At 64.1% G+C, this 18549-nt stretch carries 16 protein-coding genes; 5 read left to right on the top strand and 11 right to left on the bottom strand.

From position 1 onward, the window contains the following. Positions 1-10: 10 nt before the first annotated feature. From DBIPINDM_RS31215 to DBIPINDM_RS31195, 5 genes are read left to right on the top strand one after another with little or no spacing between them, the layout of a single operon-like run. Positions 11-1378, top strand: coding sequence for a xanthine dehydrogenase family protein molybdopterin-binding subunit (locus DBIPINDM_RS31215; RefSeq protein WP_258582810.1), 1368 nt, complete (start codon positions 11-13; stop codon positions 1376-1378). Between the two features lies 1 nt (position 1379). Next, a complete protein-coding gene (locus DBIPINDM_RS31210) occupies positions 1380-2384 on the top strand; it encodes a xanthine dehydrogenase family protein molybdopterin-binding subunit (protein ID WP_258582809.1) in 1005 nt (334 codons plus the stop codon). A gap of 8 nt (positions 2385-2392) precedes the next feature. Continuing rightward, positions 2393-3274: an AAA family ATPase gene (locus DBIPINDM_RS31205; RefSeq protein WP_258582808.1), complete on the top strand. Its 882-nt coding sequence runs from the start codon at positions 2393-2395 to the stop codon at positions 3272-3274. Next, positions 3271-4575 carry a vWA domain-containing protein gene (locus DBIPINDM_RS31200; RefSeq protein ID WP_258582807.1) on the top strand — a complete coding sequence of 435 codons (1305 nt, stop codon included), beginning with the start codon at positions 3271-3273 and terminating at the stop codon, positions 4573-4575. The genes DBIPINDM_RS31205 and DBIPINDM_RS31200 overlap by 4 nt, the downstream gene beginning before the upstream one ends. Further along, positions 4575-5462 carry an amidohydrolase family protein gene (locus DBIPINDM_RS31195; RefSeq protein WP_258582806.1) on the top strand — a complete coding sequence of 296 codons (888 nt, stop codon included), beginning with the start codon at positions 4575-4577 and terminating at the stop codon, positions 5460-5462. The genes DBIPINDM_RS31200 and DBIPINDM_RS31195 overlap by 1 nt, the downstream gene beginning before the upstream one ends. Before the next feature lie 176 nt (positions 5463-5638). Here the strand turns inward: DBIPINDM_RS31195 and DBIPINDM_RS31190 are convergent, their stop codons facing one another. From DBIPINDM_RS31190 to DBIPINDM_RS31140, 11 genes are all read right to left on the bottom strand, one after another. After that, a complete protein-coding gene (locus tag DBIPINDM_RS31190; protein ID WP_258582805.1) occupies positions 5639-6904 on the bottom strand; it encodes an ABC transporter substrate-binding protein in 1266 nt (421 codons plus the stop codon). A gap of 24 nt (positions 6905-6928) precedes the next feature. After that, positions 6929-7765, bottom strand: a complete 837-nt coding sequence (locus tag DBIPINDM_RS31185) for a carbohydrate ABC transporter permease (protein ID WP_258582804.1) — start codon at positions 7763-7765, stop codon at positions 6929-6931. Continuing rightward, positions 7762-8685, bottom strand: a complete 924-nt coding sequence (locus DBIPINDM_RS31180) for a carbohydrate ABC transporter permease (RefSeq protein ID WP_258582803.1) — start codon at positions 8683-8685, stop codon at positions 7762-7764. Before DBIPINDM_RS31180 ends, DBIPINDM_RS31185 begins: the two co-directional genes overlap by 4 nt. Beyond that, positions 8678-9829, bottom strand: a complete 1152-nt coding sequence (locus DBIPINDM_RS31175) for an ABC transporter ATP-binding protein (protein ID WP_258582802.1) — start codon at positions 9827-9829, stop codon at positions 8678-8680. Before DBIPINDM_RS31175 ends, DBIPINDM_RS31180 begins: the two co-directional genes overlap by 8 nt. Then, the gene (locus DBIPINDM_RS31170; RefSeq protein ID WP_258582801.1) at positions 9826-10674 is read right to left on the bottom strand and encodes a metallophosphoesterase family protein; all 849 of its coding nucleotides are present in this window, start codon (positions 10672-10674) and stop codon (positions 9826-9828) included. The genes DBIPINDM_RS31175 and DBIPINDM_RS31170 overlap by 4 nt, the downstream gene beginning before the upstream one ends. A 248-nt stretch (positions 10675-10922) precedes the next feature. Then, on the bottom strand, positions 10923-11330 hold the full coding sequence (locus tag DBIPINDM_RS31165; protein WP_258582800.1) for a carboxymuconolactone decarboxylase family protein: 408 nt from the start codon (positions 11328-11330) through the stop codon (positions 10923-10925). Positions 11331-11700: 370 nt separating this feature from the next. Then, positions 11701-13197, bottom strand: a complete 1497-nt coding sequence (locus DBIPINDM_RS31160; protein ID WP_258582799.1) for a sugar ABC transporter ATP-binding protein — start codon at positions 13195-13197, stop codon at positions 11701-11703. Then, a complete protein-coding gene (locus tag DBIPINDM_RS31155) occupies positions 13197-14240 on the bottom strand; it encodes a hypothetical protein (protein WP_258582798.1) in 1044 nt (347 codons plus the stop codon). The genes DBIPINDM_RS31160 and DBIPINDM_RS31155 overlap by 1 nt, the downstream gene beginning before the upstream one ends. After that, positions 14237-16360, bottom strand: coding sequence for an ABC transporter permease (locus DBIPINDM_RS31150; protein ID WP_258582797.1), 2124 nt, complete (start codon positions 16358-16360; stop codon positions 14237-14239). Before DBIPINDM_RS31150 ends, DBIPINDM_RS31155 begins: the two co-directional genes overlap by 4 nt. A 75-nt stretch (positions 16361-16435) precedes the next feature. Beyond that, a complete protein-coding gene (locus DBIPINDM_RS31145) occupies positions 16436-17461 on the bottom strand; it encodes a sugar ABC transporter substrate-binding protein (RefSeq protein WP_258582796.1) in 1026 nt (341 codons plus the stop codon). A gap of 60 nt (positions 17462-17521) precedes the next feature. Continuing rightward, the gene (locus tag DBIPINDM_RS31140) at positions 17522-18508 is read right to left on the bottom strand and encodes an ABC transporter permease (protein WP_258582795.1); all 987 of its coding nucleotides are present in this window, start codon (positions 18506-18508) and stop codon (positions 17522-17524) included. Positions 18509-18549: the final 41 nt, after the last annotated feature.

Here is an 18549-nt window from a genome sequence, read left to right as displayed (position 1 = left end):
GGGAAGCACCATGGAATTGCGGAAAAACTACTTCGCCGATGTCCGCAAGGACGATCTGCACGAGATCGGCCAGCCCCGGCCCCGCTCGGATTCGCCCGGCCATGTCACCGGCAAGACAGCTTTTTTCGCCGACCGCAACTTTCCCGGCATGCTGCACCTGAAGATGGTGCGCAGCCCGCACCACCATGCCCGCATTCGCTCGATCGACACCTCGGAAGCGGAGAAGCATCCGGGGGTGGTCAAAATACTGACCGCCAATGACGTGCCGCACAATGTCTACACCATCCTGATCCTGATCCAGATCGGGCCGGAGGACGAGACGGTGCTGGCCGACGGCAAGGTGCGCTGGAAGGGCGAGGCCGTGGTGGCGGTGCTGGCCGAGACCGAACGCGCCGCGCAAGAGGCCGCCGCCAAGGTCAAGGTCGACTACGAGGTGCTGCCGGCCGTCTTCGACATGGAGGAAGCGCTGAAGCCCGGCGCGCCGCTGGTCAATGAATATCACGGCCAGAACTATTACCTCTATGACAGCGGCGAATGCCGCAAGGTGCGCTTTGGCGATGTCGAGGCGGGCTTTGCCAGCGCTGACCACATACTGGAGCAGAGCTACCAGTCCTCGCCGATCGAGCATGCGCCGACCGAAACCACCGGCTGCGTGGTGGTGCCCGAGGGCAATGACCGCTTCACCTGCTACACCAACACGCAGGCGATGTTCTTCACCCTCGACAACGCCTCGATCATCCTGCAGATGCCGGGCAGCAAGCTGCATTTCGTCGGCGGCACCGTCGGCGGCGGCTTTGGCGGCAAGGTCGACGTCATCGTCGAACCGATCGCCATCCTCGGCGCCAAGCTCACCGGCCGCCCGGTGTCCTTCATCTACAGCCGCGAAGAAGAGATGCAGATCTCGTCACCCCGCGCGGCCGAAAAGGTCGTCATCAAGGACGGCGTGATGAAGGACGGCCGCATAGTCGCGCGCAAAGTCACGGGCTACACCGATGCCGGCGCCTATTCGCGCCACTCGCCCTATGGCGCGCAGAAGGGCGCCGGGCACTATCCCGGCCCCTACACCATCCCCAATGTCTGGATCGACACCTACTGCGTCTACACCAACCGCACGCCGTCGTCGGCCATGCGCGGCTTCGGCGTCACCATCGGCGATTTCGCACTGGAGGTGCAGATGGACAAGCTGGCGCGGCTGATCGGCATGGACCCGCTCGAATTTCGCTTCATCAACGCCTATCGCGATGGCGACATGAAGGCGCATCGGCAGCCGACCGAAGGGGCAGCCCTGATCGAGTGCATGCAGGAAGCCTCGCGCGCCGCCAACTGGCCGGTGGCGGAGAAATACATGGTGATGTCTTCCTACAAGAACGGAGCTTGAAATGGCGATCAGGCGTGGACGCGGCGTTGCCGCCATCAACTATCCCACCGGCATGAATCTCGGCGGCGACCCGACGCAAGCGCTGGTGCATTCGACACCGACCGGCAATTTCATGGTGACGCTGTCCTCGGTCGATCTCGGCCAGGGCATGAAGCAGATCATGGCGCAGATCTGCGCCGAGACGATCGGCGTGCCGACCGACCGTGTCGTCGTCGACACCGCCGACACCGACACAGGTCCGCACTGCATGGGCACGTTTGCCTCGCGCGGCACCCACCGCGCCGGCAACGCCGTCATCCAGGCGGCCAAGGAAGCCCGCCAGGTGATGCTGGAAGTGGCGGCCGAGGAACTGGAAGTGAACGCCTCCGACCTCGAGACCGACGGCCAGGGCAACATCCTGGTCAAGGGCGCGCCGCAAAAGTCGATCTCGATCTTCGATGTCGCGCTGTCGGCGCATTTCAAGCGCGGTCGCTCGATCTCAGGCCGCGGCATGTTCCTGATCCCGCGCACCTATCCGGAGAAAGAAACCGGTGCGATGAAGCCGTCCACTTGCTATGCGCACGCCTGCACCGTGGTCGAGGTCGAGGTCGACGACGAGACCGGCGAGGTCACCGTGCTTAACGTGAAGAACGTCTTCGAGATCGGCCGTGCGCTGAACCCCAAAATGGTCGAGCAGCAGCTGGTCGGCGGCTCCTGGATGGGCATCAGCCACGCGCTCTACGAGACCACCGAGCCCTACTATCCCAACCGCGACCATGGCGGCACCGACTTCAACCAGTATCTGATGCCGGGTCCGGGCGATCTCGCCGAGACCGAGATCATCGTGCTGGAACGGCCATCGGCCGACGGCCCTTACGGCGCCAAGGGACCCGGCGAAATGTGCGCCAACCCGCAGATCCCGGCGGTTGCCAACGCCGTCTTCGACGCCGTTGGCGTGCGCATCGACACGCTGCCGATCACGCCGGAGCGCATTTTGCGCGCGCTCAAGGCGCAAGCGGCGAATTGAGAGACGAGATGTCTGGAGTGAATGCAGAGACTGTCGCGACCTCGCCGGAGGCGGTGGCGGAGCATCTCGCCGCCTCGCGCTATCTGGCCGATGACAGCCTGGCGACCGCCATCTTCCTGGCCATACGGCTCGGCAAGCCGCTGCTGCTCGAAGGGGCGCCGGGCGTTGGCAAGACGGAAGCGGCGAAGGCGATCGCCGAACTGCTCGGCCGCGATCTGGTGCGGCTGCAATGCTATGAGGGCATCGATGCCGCGCATGCGCTCTACGAATGGAACTACCAGCGCCAGCTGCTCGCCATCCGCCATGCCGGCGAGCATGAGATCGACATCTATGACGACCGCTTCCTGATCGCGCGGCCGCTGCTGCAGGTGCTGAAGGCGCCAGAGCAGCGCGTGCTGCTGGTCGACGAGATCGACCGTTCCGACCATGAATTCGAGGCGCTGCTGCTGGAATTCCTGTCCGATTTCCAGATCAGCATTCCTGAGCGCGGCACGATCCGCGCCGCCGCGCAGCCGATCGTCATCCTGACCTCGAACCGCACCCGCGAACTCGCCGAAGCGCTGCGGCGGCGCTGCGTCTACCACTGGATCGGCTATCCCGATGCCGAGCGCGAGGCCGCCATCATCATGCTGCGTGCCGGCGACGTGGCGCAGGCCACCGCGCGCGCGGTGGCGTCAGCCGTGCAGGCCATCCGCGCCCGGCCGCTGGCCAAGCCGCCCGGCATCGCCGAGGCGGTCGAATGGGCCAATGCCGCCACCATCCTCGAAAAAGGCGGCAGCCCGTGGCCGGAAGCCTTCCGCCGCGCCATTGGCGTGCTGATCAAGGACGAGGAGGATTTGTCCTACATCGCATTGGAACTCGGCCGCATCGTCGAGGAGGCGCTGGTGTGACGCGGGACTTCGACAATCCCTTCTCCCCGTTCACGGGGAGAAGGTGCCCCGAAGGGGCGGATGAGGGGCAGCGCCATGGTGGGCAGAAGGTGGCGCCGCCCCTCACCTGCCTGCCGGCATCAGGGGTCGAGCCGCCTGTCTCGACCCGTCCTTCGGACCCCCGTAAACGGGGCGAGGAGAGCTTACCCCGCACCGCCCAACCCTTCCTCGGCTTCGGCCGCCTTTTGCGCCGCTACGGCTTCGCCGTAGCACCCGAGCAGATTTCCGGCTTCATGCAGGCGGTGACACTGCTCGGACCACGCTCGATGGCCGACGTCCGCGAGGCCGCCCTTGCCACGCTCGCACCGCCCCCCGACCGCCGCGACGAATTCGAAGCGCATTTCCAGAGCCATTTCTATGGCAACACATCAGCCGTGATCGAAGGCGACGCCGATGAGGAAACCCGCATCAAGGACGATGGCGGCGCCGACGACCGACGGATGGAAGCCGAGCACAGCCAGGAAGGCGGCGAACTGTCCTCGGCCCTGGAGCAATTGAGCACCCGCGATTTCCAGCGCGACGACGACAGGCTGACCGCCTTCCGCCGCAAGCTCGCCTCGGCCCTGCCCGCCCGCCGCTCCTTCCGCACCGTGCGCACCCATTCGCGCGGCAAGCTCGACCTGCGCCGCTCGCTGCGCGAAATCGTCAGCGCCGATGGCGATGTCCCCTCGCCGCTGCTGCGCCGGCGCCAGACCGTGCCGCGCAAACTGCTGCTCTTGATCGACGTCTCCGGCTCGATGAAACTGCACACGGCGGATTATCTCAAGCTGGCGCATGCCGCCGTACAGGGTGCCGACCGCGCCGAGATCTTCACCTTCGGCACGCGGCTGACCCGCATCACCGCGGCCCTGCGCATCCGCGACCGCGACCAGGCATTGGCGCGCGCCGCCGCCCAGGTCGACGACTGGGACGGCGGAACCCGCATGGGACCGACGCTGCTCGCCTTCCTCTCGGTGCCGCGCTTTTCGTCCTTCGCGCGCGGTGCGGCGGTCGTCATCCTCTCGGATGCTTTGGAGCGCGGTGATCATGCCGAACTGGAGACGGCGATGCGCCGGCTGAGTGCCCGCGCCTTCCGGCTGTCGCTGGCCACACCTTTGGCCGGTGACCCGCGCTTCCAGCCGGCCACCGCGGCACTCCGCGCCATCCTGCCTGACCTCGACGATCTCATCGATGGCTCGTCGGTGAAAAGCCTGACCGATTTCATCCTGTCGCTCGCCCGCCCCGCCCTGCCGGCATCGACAATCTGGAAAAGGGTATCGTGATGCAGAAAGCCATCGACGCGCATTTCCACATCTGGCGCCAACAGGACCAGCCCTGGCTGGTCGGGCCGATGGTGCCGCGCATCTTCGGCCCCTACGAGCCGATCCGCCGCGACTACCCGATCGGGGAATTCCTCGAAGACCAGAAGGACTCGGGCGTCGAAAAGGCCGTCTATGTCCAGACCAACTGGGCGAAGGAGGCTTTCGAGAAGGAGGTCGCCTTCCTGCAGAAGACGGCTGACGAAACCGGTTGGCCGCACGCCATCGTCGGTTATGCCGACATGACGGTCGACGATGTCAGGCCGCAGATCGACCGGCTGATGAAATACAGGCTGCTGCGCGGCGTGCGCATGCAGTTGCACTGGCACGAGACGCCGGCCTTCCGCTTCGCCGCCTCGGCCGACCAGGTGATCGACCCCAAGGTGCGCGCCAACGTGGCGAGGCTGAAGGACTACGGCCTGTCCTTCGACCTGCAGCTCTTCCCTGCCCAGATGAAGGACGGACTGACACTGGTCGGCGAAAACCCTGAGACCAATTTCATCCTCACCCATGCCGGCATGCTGACCGGCATGGAGCCGGAAACCGCCGAAGCCTGGAAGGCCGGGCTGCGCACGCTGTCAGCGGCGCCGAATTTTTACGCCAAGCTGTCCGGTCTCGGCACCTTCGTCCACCGCAACGATCCGGCGCTGATCGCCTATATCGTCGACAATGCGATCGATATCCTGGGCGCGGACCATCTGATGTTCGGCTCGAATTTCCCGATCGAGAAGCTCTGGACCAGCCACGCCAAACTGATCAAGGCGCACCGCGATGCGGTGGCGAAACACGGCGCCGCGGCGGAAGCCGACATCTTCTGGAACACGGCGGAGCGAGTCTACCGGCCGGTTTAGCGCTCTCTTCCCTTCTCCCCTTGTGGGAGAAGGTGGATCGGCGCGCAGCGACGAGACGGTTGAGGGGTGTTCCAGCGGAATGAGGCGTTGGTGTTCCCTGGAACACCCCTCATCCGTCGCCTTCGGCGACACCTTCTCCCACAAGGGGAGAAGGGAAAACCCGCAACGAGACGTCCTTACTGCGTCGGCAGCATGCCTTCGACGTCGCTTGCCGCATCAGTGAGCGCTTCCTTGGGCGAGGCCGACTGGTCGACGATGCGCGACAAATTGTCGACGATCGTCTGCGTCACCTTGACACCGTTGGTGCCCGGGAAAGCATACCACGGAACCATCAGCGGCATCTGGCTGAGCCCGGCCTGGAACAGCGGGTTCTTCTTGTAGAAATCGCCCAGATAGTCGGGAGATTTCGCCGCCAGCTCGTTGTTGGGGACATAGCCGGTGCCCGGCACGACGACGGAGGCACCATAGGGGCCGGCGGCGAATTTCGCGAACTTCCAGGCGGCTTCCTGCTTGGCCGTGTCCTTGGTCAGGATGACCACGGCATTGCCACCGGTCGGCAGATGGCCGTTGACCGGATCGATCAGCGGGATCTTGGCAGTGCGCAGCGTGAACTTGTCGCCGACATTCTTGATGGTGTTGACCAGCGCACCTGTGGTCTGGAATTCGAAGCCGACCTTGCCGGCCGCGAAAGCCTGCTCGCCCGCCGGCTTGGTGAAGACCGGCATGCCGCCCTCCTTCACCATCCGCGCCAGGATCTCAACCGCCTTCTCGCCTTCCGGCCCGTTGAAGGCGACCTTGCTTTCGTCCTCGTTCAGCATCTTGCCGCCGGCGCCGAACAGCAGCGCCGAGAACATCCAGTCGTCGCCCTGCCAGCGGAAGTCGATGCCGTCGACGCCGTTGCCGAGAGCCTTGATCTTGCCGCCAAGCGCAATGACCTCGTCCCAGGTCTTGGGCGGGTTGTCCGGATCGCCACCGGCCGCCTTCACCAGGTCGGCATTGTAATACATGATCGGGTTGGACGTGGCGAAGGCGAGGCCAACCTGCTTGCCGTTGACCTGCGCCAGCTTCAGGATCGTGTCGGAGAAGCCGAGCTCCGCCATGTTGCCTTCCTTCTTGACCAGCGGGCCGAGATCGACGGCAACGTCACGCTCGTTGAGCATGCGCAGGCGGTTGAGGCCGATGAAGGTGATGTCGGGCATCTCGTCGGTGCCGGCCTGGCGAAGAATGGTCTGGATGCCTTCTTCATAGGTCGCCGACGGGCTGGCGAACTGGATCTTGATGTCGGGATTCTCCTCCATGAACTTCTTCGAGATCGTGTCCATCACGTTCTTGAAGAAACCGGGCATCGGATAGTGGACCGTCAGCGTCGTCTCGGCATAGGCCGGAAGGGCCGCCGCCAGCGACACCACTGCTGCGGCAAAAATCCTGGAGAAATGCTTCATTGCTCGTGCTCCTTGTTGGTCCGGTCAGCCTTTGAGACCGGTCATGGTGATGCCCTCGACGAAGCGCTTCTGCGCGAGCAGGAAGGCCGCGACGAGAGGAAGGGTGATGATCAGCGTGGCGGCCATCAGGGCGCCGTAGTCGTCGCCGGCTTCGGCGGCCCGGAAATACATCAGGCCGAGCGGCGGCGTGGCGTAGGCCTGCTTGCTGACGACGATCAGCGGCCAGTAGAGGTCGTTCCAGTGCGCAACGACGGAAAAGATCGCGAAGGCGGTGACGGCCGGCCACGCATTGGGCACGATGACGCGGGCGATGATGCCGAGTTCGGACATGCCGTCGAGCCGTGCCGCGTGCAGAAGGTCGTCGGGCATGGTGCGGAAGAACTGCAGGAACATGAAGATCGCGAACACCGATATGGTGAAAGGCGCGACCAGCGAGGTGTAGCTGTTGAGCAGCGACATCCTGTCGAAGGCGACATAAAGCGGCAGCGCCGTCGCATGGATCGGCACCAGCAGGCCGAGCATGACCAGCACCATCATCAGCCGCGCGGCGCGGAACTTCAGCTTGGCCATCGCGTAGGCGCAAGGGATGGCGACCACGACCTGGAAGAAGAAGATCAGTCCGCAGACGACGACGCCGTTCCACAGCAGCGTTGCCATCGGCACCTTGGCAAACGCCTTGGCGAAATTCTCGGCGAAGTAGAAATGCTGCGGGATGAGCGACAGCGACGAGGTGAAGATGTCGCTCTGCGTCTTGCCTGCTGTCGAGATCATGAAAATGTAGGGCGCAAGGATCATCAGCGCGCCGAGCGAAAGCAGCGCGAAGCGGATGATGCGGCCGAAGGGGATGGCGGTGCTCGTCATGTGTAGTGCACCCGCCGGTCGAGCACGCGGTACTGCACAAGCATCAGCACGACCAGGATCGCCAGGAAGACGACCGTCATTGCCGAGGCGTAGCCGACGCGCAGATAGACGAAACCTTCCTGGTAGATGGTGAAAAGCAGCACTTCGGAGGCCTTGTTGGGGCCGCCATCGGTCAGCATCTTCACCGTCTCGAAAACCTTCACCGCATTGGTAATGCTGATGGTGACGACGAACAGTGTCGTCGGTCCGAGCATCGGCCAGGTGACCAGGAAAAACCGGTCGAGCGCCGATTTCGCGCCGTCGACGTGAGCGGCGGCATAGAGCTCGCGCGGGATCGCCGTCAGCCCCGCCAGGAACAGCACCATGTTAAAGCCGACCGACTGCCAGATGCCGATGATCGACAGGCTGTAAAGCACGGTGTTCGACGCGCCGAGCCAGTTCGGGCCGGGAATGCCGGCCAGCGAAAGCAGCGCGTTGAGCGGCCCGATCGTCGGGTGGAAGATGTATTGCCAGACGGTTGCCATGGCGACGATCAGCGAGGCGACGGGCAGGAAATAGACGGTGCGGAAAAAACCGCGCGCCCGTCCCTCGCCTTCGATCAGCAGCGCAACCCCCAGGCCAAGAACGATCGAGACCGGCGCGACGATCGCGGTGTAGACCGATGTGTTCCACAGCGATCGGCGGAAGGTGCGGTCGTTCAGGAGATGCGCATAGTTCTCGAAGCCGACGAAGCGGAACTTGCCGTAGCCGAGCTCGAAATCGGTGAAGCCGAGGAAGATGACCGCAGCCACTGGCAACAGCACGAACAGCAGCAACAGCACGATCGCCGGCGCCGCCAGCAGCCAGGCGGTCCGGTCCTCGCTGCGCGCACGAAGTGCTGCGGCGCTCGGGACATTGCCCGCCACCGCGACGCTAGACATAGGCTGGCTCCTGCCGCGCGCCCGCCGCGATGCGCAGCCGCTTTCCCTCCGGCCCGAAGACCATCGCCTGTTCAGGGGCCAGAAGCACGCCCACCGGCATTCCGGCGATCAGGTCCCTCGCCTCCTGCGGCGCCAGCTTGGCGATGACGCTGTCGCCGGAGGCGTCGAGACGGCAATGGGCGATGACTTCCGAGCCGAGGAATTCGAGCCGCTCGATCCGCCCGGCAAGGCCGCTGCGCCCGCTCGGAGACAGTTTGACGAATTCCGGCCGGATGCCGAGGCTGACCGGGCCGTTCGGCACCTTCTCCAGCAGCGCCAGCCGGATGCCCTCGAAGCCGACGCGGCCATTCTCGGCCTGCGCTGGGATGATGTTGATCCTCGGCTGGCCGACGAAACGCGCGACCTCGATATGGGCGGGATCGTTGTAGATCACCTCGGGTGCGGCGAGCTGCAGCAGATTGCCGCCGATCATCACCGCCACCCGGTCGGCCATCGAAAGCGCCTCGGCCTGGTCGTGCGTCACATAGAGCGTCGGCACGCCGGCGCGGCGGTGCAGTTCGACGATCTCGCTGCGCGCATGGACGCGCAGATTGGCATCGAGATTGGAGAGCGGCTCATCCATCAGGAAGATGCTGGGATGGCGCACCATGGCGCGCGCGAGCGCCACGCGCTGGCGCTGGCCGCCCGACATCTGTCCCGGCTTGCGGTCGAGCAGATGGTCGATCTTGAGCAAACCCGCCATCTCGCGGACATCGCGCGCGATGCCGGTGCGGATTTCCCTCCGTCCAGGCAGCAGCGAGCCGACAAGCGGCAGCCGCTGTGACCGGCTCAGCCGCTTCATGGCGAGCGGCACGGCGATGTTCTGGCCAGCCGTCAAATGCGGGTAGAGCGCGTAGGACTGGAACACCATGGCGATGTTGCGGTCGGCCGCGGCAACCGGCGACATGTCCTTGCCGCCGACGAAGATGTCGCCGCTATCGGCATGGTCGAGCCCCGCCAGGATGCGCAGCAAGGTGCTCTTGCCGCACCCGGAAGGACCGACGAGGGCGATGAATTCGCCGGCTTCGACATCGAGGCTCACGCCATTCAAAATGGCGTTGCCGCCGAAGGATTTCTTCAGGCCGCGAAGCGACAGCGCGCTCATGACGCGACCCGCTTTCGAACCTTGTGCGCCTCGTGCGGATAGACCTCGGCCACCACATCATCGAGGACGTAAGCCGTCATGCCGGGAATGGCGACGATCTCGCTGGCGACCGTGTCGCCGAATTGATGCCCGAATTGGTGGATGACGGCGCCAAGCAGCCGCTCGCCCGGCATCTCGCGCTCCATGTCGCCGACCACGAACGCCGCCGACGGCCCCCATACCAGCGACGTATTTTCGTACTTGCCTTGCCATGCCCGGTGCAGGTGGCCGCTTGCAAACAGCGCGACATCGTGGGCGGCGATCAGGTCGTAGAGGCGCTGGCGCTGCGCCGGCCTGACGCTCCAGTAGCCGGTATCGCCCTCGCCTGGCTGATCGACAAACAGCGGCTTGTGGGCAAAGAGCGCGACGCGCCGGCCGCCGCGACTTTCCAGCATGGTCCGCAGCCATTCGAACTGCGCCTCGTCCTCGGCATCGTCAAACCCCATCAGCAGGCTGTCGAGCCCGATGAGGCGCCAGCTTCCCGAGTCCTCTATCCAGTAATCCGGGCCGACCAGCCGGCGCCAGCGCGCGAGGCGTCCGGCATTGACCGGCTGCAGCGAACCCGGGAGATGGCCGACATCGTGATTGCCGGGCACCAGCAGCATCGGCACGGAGACTTCCCGCATCAGCTCCATGCAGAAGGCGATGTCGTCGTCCCTGTCGGCGCCGTCGACGCTGAGGTCGCCGGTGTGGATGACAAGATCCGCGCCGCTCTGCTCGATCCAGGCGGCCAGCGGCGCCCAATTGCCGTTGAAGTGCGGCTTGGTCGGGCTGAAATGGGTGTCTGTGATCTGAACGATTTTCATGCCGGCTCCACCATGCGAGCCCAGCCCCCCGGCGAGCGGCATCGCATGGGGCTTCCTTAGTGCCGTTCCATGTCACTTCCTTAACAGCCGCTGGGATAAACCGTGCAATTGCGGGCAGAGGCCGGCGAAGGGTAGCCGGCGGCGATCACCGCAGCGCGGGAAACGGAATAGATTTCAGACGCTTGCCGCCGTGCGGCTATAGATAGACTGTCCTCACAATCTTGTGACGGCGCAGCGGGAAGTCGGGCTCACTTCACCTCGAATTGCGGATCGACCGGAATCTGCATCGCCGTCACCAGATGGTTGGTCTGGCCGGCGAGCCCGATGATCGACACCAGCTCGCCATGCTGCGCGTCGGTCATGCCCTTTGCCCGCGCCGCCGCCGTGTGCGAATGGACGCAGTAGGAGCAGCCATTGGCGGTCGACACCGCGATGTAGATCATCTCCTTGGTCAGCGGATCGATGGCGCTGTCCGCCACCATCACCACCTTGAGCTGCTCCCACACCCGCTTCAATGAAGCCGGATCATTGGCCAGCCCGCGCCAGAAATTGTTGACGAAATCGGATTTACGCGTCGCCCTGATATCGTCGAACACGGCCTTCACCGCCGGGATTTTTTCGACCTCGGCATCACCGAGGAGTCTTGTGGTGGCCATGGTGTTCTTCCTTTGTTGGATCGGTGGATCAGGTCATTGAATCAGGTCTCGAACAAAGATGGCTAATCGGCTCTTCTGATTCAGTTTTTGATGCGGATTGGAGCAGAACCGTGGAGGTTTGCGGAGCCCCCTCACCTTCGTTATCCTAGGGCGGAGCAGGCGCGAAGCGCCGTCGCGGAGACCCTAGGATGCATGCCGCGACGCCTATCGAAGTGTGCAGCGGAGCAGAATTCTGCACCGTGGCGGCGCATCCGAGTCCCGGCATGGATCCTCGGGTCTGCGCTGCGTCGCTACGCTCCTTGCTCCGCCCGTGGATGACGAAGGGACGGACGTCCTGGCCAATTGTCGAAGTACCCACCAGCCAGCACCCTTAATGCACCGCCGCGTACATGATCTTTTCCTCCGTCGCCTCCGCTGGTGAGAATTCTTCCACGATACGCCCTTGCCGGCAGACGAGAATCCGGTCCGACAGGTTCATGATCTCCGGCAGGTAGGACGAGATGACGACGACGGCCAACCCCTCATCGGCCAGCCGGTTGATGATCTGGTGGATCTCGGCGATGGCCCCGACATCGACGCCGCGCGTCGGCTCGTCGAAGATGACGATGCGCGGCTGCTGCACCAGGCCCTTGCCGATCACCACCTTCTGCTGGTTGCCGCCGGAGAGCTCGACAACGCGCGCATTGTCGTTGATCGCCTTGATGTTCAGCGTCTTCGTCCACTCGGCCGAGAGCGTGCGCATCTCTTGCTGGTTGATCACCCAGGCCTTCTCGCGGCCTGCCGCCAGCAGCCCGCCAAACAGGTTCTCGGCGATGCCCATCGTCTCGAAAATACCTTCGCTCTTGCGGTCCTCGGTGACGTAGACGATGCCGTCGGCCACCGCTTCGCTCGGCACGAGATAGCGTACCGGCTTGTCGTCGAGCTCGATCGCACCACCGCGCAAAAAGTCGCGCTTGTAGATGCCGGACACGATCTTGAAGGTCTCGGTGCGACCGGAGCCGATCAGCCCGAACACGCCGGTAATCTGGCCTTCGAAGATCGAGAAGGAGTTGTTGCGCACGACATTGCTCATCGAGATGTCCTGCACCGACAGCACCTTCTTGCCCGCCTTGCGCAGCCTGGCTTCGTCGCGCTGGCGGTAGATCTGTCCCGACAACGTCCGGCCGACCATGGCCGCGACGATCTTGTCGCGGTCGAAGGCCGATGTGTCGTCGGTGATCACCAGTTCGCCATCACGCAAAATGGTGATGCGGTCGGCAATGGCAAGCGCCTCTTCCAGCGCATGGCTGATGAAGACGATCGAGACGCCGCTCGCCTTCAGCCGGCGGATCAGCGCGAAGAAGTGGCGCTTTTCCTCCGGCGTCAGCGTCGCCGTCGGCTCGTCGAAAATGATGATCTCGGCATTGTGGTGGACCGCGCGCGCGATCTCCACCATCTGCCGCTTGGCCGCGCCCAGCGTCGCCACCATCGCGTTCGGATCGACCGGGAAATTCAGCGACTGCAGGAACTGCTGTGCTGAAATATACGTGCCGCGCAGTCGGTTGAGGAATTTTTCAGTACCGAGATAAAGGTTCTGCGCCACCGTCATCGACGGCACCAGGCTGGTTTCCTGGAACACCATGGCGATGCCGGCTTCAAGAGCCGCATGCGGCGAGGCGTAGGCGATCTCGCGGCCCTTGTGGAACATCTTGCCCGAGGTGGCATCGACGACACCGGCGATGATCTTGGTCAGCGTCGATTTGCCGGCGCCATTCTCGCCGAGCAGCGCGTGGATTTCGCCCTTGCGCAAGTCGAAGCTGACATTCTTCACGGCGGGCACGCCGCGATAATTCTTGGTGACGTTTTCCAGGCGAACGATCGGCTCCATCAGAAACCTCCCGTGGTGACGGAAAGGATGCAGTCGCCGCCCCTGGAGGCGATGAACAGCCGGCCATCCTTTTCCGCCACGCTGCAGATGCCGTGGCGCGTGCCGTTGGCGCGGCTGTGCAGGCTGAATTGCGGCTGCATTTTTGCGTCGAGCCTGACCACCAGCCCATAGGAGCGGCTTGGCGACCATGGCTTGTGGATGCCCATGGTTCTGATACCGCCGCATTGCAGCGGCTCGAGGAAACTGCGGTTGGAAGCCAGCGCCGGCGCGATCCAGTAGGCTGGCGGCATCTGGTCGATCATGTCCTGCCGGTAGTGCGTCTCCTGCAGCACAAATTCGATCAGCCGGTTGCGCGGCGCGAACAAGGTCAGCCAGGCGCCACAATCGGCAGACGGCGCCAGCCGTGCGGGGTAGCCGGGCAGATGCGTCAACACAGTCGAGCGGTTGCCGGTAGCACCATCGAAGCGGATGAGCTGATGGCGCCAGCTTTCGCTGACCAGCACATCCCTACCGACGGGATGGAGCCCATAGGGAAAAGCGATCTCGCCAGCCATTTTGCGGAACTCGCCGCCGGCCGCGCCCCGCTTCCAAAGCGAACCGGACGCGCCCTTCTTCATCAGATCGGCAGCCCATTGCGACGGCGCATGCTCGGCAGACCCGTTGGCCAGCCACAACGTGCCGTCTTCGGCATAGGCAAGCGCGGTGATGCAACTGACACCAGCCGGCAGCGAAACCTCCTTGCCTGATATCAGCAGCTTGCCGCTTTCGAGCCCCACCGTGAGTTCGCCCGATGGCGACAACGCCAGCGCCGTGATCGGGGACGGAAAGGTCTCGACAACCTCGGCACCAGCTTGGATCGCGTACACGGCGTTGCCGCTGGAGGTGAGTAGCCCGTCACTGGAGGCCAGCAAATTGTCCGGCTCGGTCAGCATAGCGAAAGCCGGCGCCTCATCCAGCCGAGTATTCGGCCGAAAAGCGCCGTCGAGCGGCGGGATTGTCACCGCCTTGCCGCGAAACATGTCCAGGATCGGATCGAGGATCATGGCTTTGCTCCCCAATAGGAAGCCGGGCTGGTCCAGTTCGGGTCGGCACCAGCGATCTTGTAGCGGCCGATGCGGTTGTTGAGGATGCCGCCGACGAAGAGAAAACCCTTGTGCTCGCGCATCGAGGTGACCATCGGATGCGCCCCGCCCGTGAGGTCGCCCATCGCCTCGACGATGCCGCCCTTCTCCGTAAATTTCACCACGCCGCCGGTGTTGATGTTGGGGAACAGCCATTCGTCCTGCGGCAGCCGGCGCGTCATGCGCTTGCGCATGTCGGGATGGCGCAGCGACAGGTCGAAGCTCGGCGTGCGCATGCCGAGCCATGCCATCCAGTAATTGCCGTCGGATGCCCGGTTGATGTTGTCGGGATAGCCCGGCATGTCGCGGATGACGCATTCGGCGGTGCCGGCCTTCGGTCCCTCCAGCCAGTAGCGATGCACGCGGCAGGCCCAGCTCTCGGCGAAGAACAGCGATTTGCCGTCATGCGCCATGCACACACCGTTGGTGTAGCGGTAGCCATCGAGCAGCGTCTTCGTCGACCCGTCCCTGGGGTCGTAGACCAGCAGCCGGCCAGTGGCGCGGTTCTCGATCGAGTCCAGCGCCCAGTCATGCGCGTCATAACGCTTGGTCGAATCCGTGAAATAGATGCGCCCGTCCGGCGCTATATCGCAATCGTTGGGGTCGCGCAGCCGCGCATCGTCGACGATCGACGTCCACGAGCGCGACGTCTCGGCCGACAGCCGTTTCACCTCGCGCTCCGGCGAGACGGAATAGAGCCCCATGGCGCCGACGCAGCTGATCAGATTGCCTGTCTTGTCGAAGGCCAGGCCCAACGGAAAGCCGCCAATATGGGCGAACACTTCCGACTTGACGTAATCAGGCGCAAAGAAGCGGACGATCTCGCCATGGCGGGTGCCGCAATAGAGATGGTCATCGCGGTCGAGGATGACATCCTCAGGCCCCTCCAACTCGCCAAGCCCGATATGGTCCGCCGCCGACAGCCGGTTGTCGAGTTCGTAAGGCGTGCCGGAACCTGGCACCGCCGACTGTGTCTCGCCCATTTTGAGATAGACCGGCGCGACATAGACTTCGTTCAGCACCTTGTGGCGGTTCTTCAGCCAGCGGATGTCGATCGTCACCGCCACCGCCAGCATGATGCCGAGCACCATCTGGTTGGTGCCGGTGCCATAGCCCAGCCGGATCAGCCCATTGGTCATGGTCAAGACGATGATGGCGCCCATCAGCCCCTTGATCACCGAGCCGCGCCCGCCACCGAGGCTGACCCCGCCGACGACCGCCGCCGTCAGCGCCATGATTTCGAGGTTGAGGCCGGTGCCCGGCCCTGCCCCACTCAGCCGGCAAGCGATGAGGAAGCCGCCGATCGAGGCGCAAAAGCCGGAGAAGACATAGGTCATGAACACGGTGCGGCGTACGCGGATGCCGGCATTGTGCGCCGAGCGCCGGGAGCCGCCGACCGCCAGCACATGCCAGCCGGGCCGTGAGCGCGTCAGCGCGATATGGGTGACGATGGCGAGAATGATCGCCAGCCAGACCGAAACCGACAGGCCCCAGAAGGTGCTGTCGCCGATGAAATCGAGCACATCCGAGGTGGCGGTCGAGAGCTGCACGTCGGCGGCATAGGTGGTGACGAGGATATCGAACAGCGCCCGTCCGAAGATGAAGGTGACCAGCGTGGTGAGAAAGGCGCGCAGCCTGAGATAGCCGACGAGGTAGCCGTTGATGGCGCCGAAGACGAGGCCGGTGGCAAGCGAAGCGGCCAGCGCCAGCCAGATCGACTGTTCGAGGATGAAGAAGACATAGACCGCGGAGAAGCAGGATAGCGCGAAGATCGAGCCGACCGAGAGATCGATGCCGCCGCCCAGCATCACCACCGTCATGCCGGTGACGACCATGGAGAATTCGCCGAGCTGGCGGGTCGATTCCTGCAGCGAGGTCAGCTTGAAGAAGCCCGGAATGATCGAACCGAAGGTCGCCAATGTCACCACCAGCGCCAGGAATGGAATGGCGTTGTCGGTCCAGCGTTTGGTCAGGATCTCGCCGACGAGATGGTCGGGCACGAGATTGTAGCGCCAGGACTGGAGGCGTTCGCGAAAGGACATTGGCTGCCGCTGCTCAAGAGAAAGAGGTGGCCGAACTGATCCGGCCACCTCGTGGATTCTGTTCGACGGCGTGGCTTACTTCGCCGCCGCTTCGGCTTGCAGCGCCTTAAGGTCCCAGCAGCTGTCCGGCTTGAGGTCGGCCTTGGTCGTCGCCTTCTCCAGGGTGTAGATGTAGGTGTGCGAGGTGCCGGCCGGCTGGCCGCTCTGCAGCAGGAACTTGATGATGGCGTTCATGTCGCCCGACTGGCGGGCGAGGTCGGTCATGACGACCGCGCCATAGGTGCCGTCGGCCAGCTTGTCGCAATCGGCCGCCTTCTCGCCGCCGCCGGTGGTGACCAGAAACACCTTGCCGTCGAGCTTGGCGTCGCGGATCGCGGCCGATGCGCCGGTGGCGTCACCATCCCAGAAATCGATGATCGAGCAGATGTCCGGGTTCTGCTGCAGCATCGTCGTCGTCACGTTGCGCGAGGTCGTCGCGTCCCAATTGGAGTCGGGCTTCGCCACCACCTTGAAGTCGGGATGCTTGTCCAGCACCTTCATGATGCCGGCATACTGATAGAGGCTGGAAGAGTTCGCCTGGTCGCCCTGCACCAGGCCGATCTTCTTGGAAGAATTCTCACCGCAACCCTTGATCGCCGCTTCGGCCTCGAGCTGGCCGAGCCGGTCCCAGTCGCTGCCGACGAAGGCGTCGGCCGGGAAGTTGGCGGGATTGTCGACCAACAGCACATAGGTGCCGGCGGCCTGCGCCTTCTTCATCAGCTTGGAGTAGGAGTTGAGGTCCGGCGCATGGATGATCAGCACGTCGGGCCTTGTGTCCGACGAGATCGCGTCGGTGATCGCCTGCGCGCCGGCATCGACCACCCAGTTCGGATCGCGAGTCTCGAAGGTGCCGCCCCAGGCGTCGACTTCCTTCTTCAGATAGTGCGCCCAGCCCTGCGCCAGGTCAAAGCCCATCGCCAGCGGCACCAGCATGACGCGCTTGCCCTTCAGCGCCTGCGCGTAAGCCGCCGGGCCCGGATCATCGGCGGCGAAGGTCGGCGCCACGAAGGCGGTAACGGCGAGCGCCGTCGCGGCGGCCATAAATGTCTTGATCAGTCTCATGTCACGTCCTCTGGTTCGGTTTTCATTGCCGGCCGATCGTCGCGATCGCGCCGGGTACCCCTAAATGTCGCCCTGTTGCGCGGTCTGTTCGTCGCGCGGGTTGATGATGCCGTCGACGATGATGGCTCCGAGCAGGATCGCCGCCTTGATCAGGTTCTGGTAGAGCAGCGGAATGTCGATGATGGTCATGGCGTTGAGCAGGATGCCGATCAGTGCCGCCCCCACCAGCACGTTGCGCACCCCGCCCCTGCCGCCCGACAGGCCGATGCCGCCGATCACCGCCACCAGCACGATGTCGTAGAGCAGCGTCGAATTGACGATTCGGGTGTTGATCGAATGCAGGCTGGCCGCTGTCAGCAGGCCGGCGATAAGCGCGACGAAAGCCGAGAGCACATAGCGCAGCACCAGCATCGGCCGCACCGGAATGCCGATGTTGCGCGCCGCCACCGGATTGTCGCCGGCGAAATAGATGTAGCGGCCCCATTTGGTGTAGCGCAGGAACAGGAAGAACAGGAAGGCGAGCCCCGCGAAGACGAACACTTCGATCGGAATGTCGAGGAAGCGCAGGCCGCCCAACAATTCCACCCAATGGCCCTGCGGCACCGGCACCGCGTCCTGCGTGATGAGTTGCGAGCGCACATAGCCGAAGACGAAGGAGCCGGTCGCCAGCGTCACGAAGATCGCCGGCACGTCGGCATAGGCGACGAGAAAGCCGTTGAGCAGGCCGATGGCGAGCACACCTGATAGGACATAGGCGAAGGCCAGCCCGTCCGAGGTTCCGGTGTTGAGCAGTTGCAGATACCAGGAGACCGACATCGCCATGATCGCCACCGCCGACAGGTCGATGCCGCGCCCGATGATGACGACCGCCATGCCGAGCGCCAATATGCCCAGCACCGACACCGAGCGGACAATGGCGACGAGGTTGTTGGGATCGATGAAGCCCGGCAGGCCAATGGCCGCGGCAACGAAAAGCACCACCGCAATGGCAAAGACAATGCCTTCCTGATTCAGGCTCCTGAGATTTAGCCAGCCAATCGCGTTCATGTCTGCATTTGCCCCGATGGCAGCGCTGCCATCCCGAATGC

This window comes from Mesorhizobium sp. AR02 (assembly GCF_024746835.1).
Taxonomy (GTDB): domain Bacteria; phylum Pseudomonadota; class Alphaproteobacteria; order Rhizobiales; family Rhizobiaceae; genus Mesorhizobium.
Note: the sequence above shows the minus strand (reverse complement) of the source record. Positions and strands in the feature narration are given on the sequence as shown.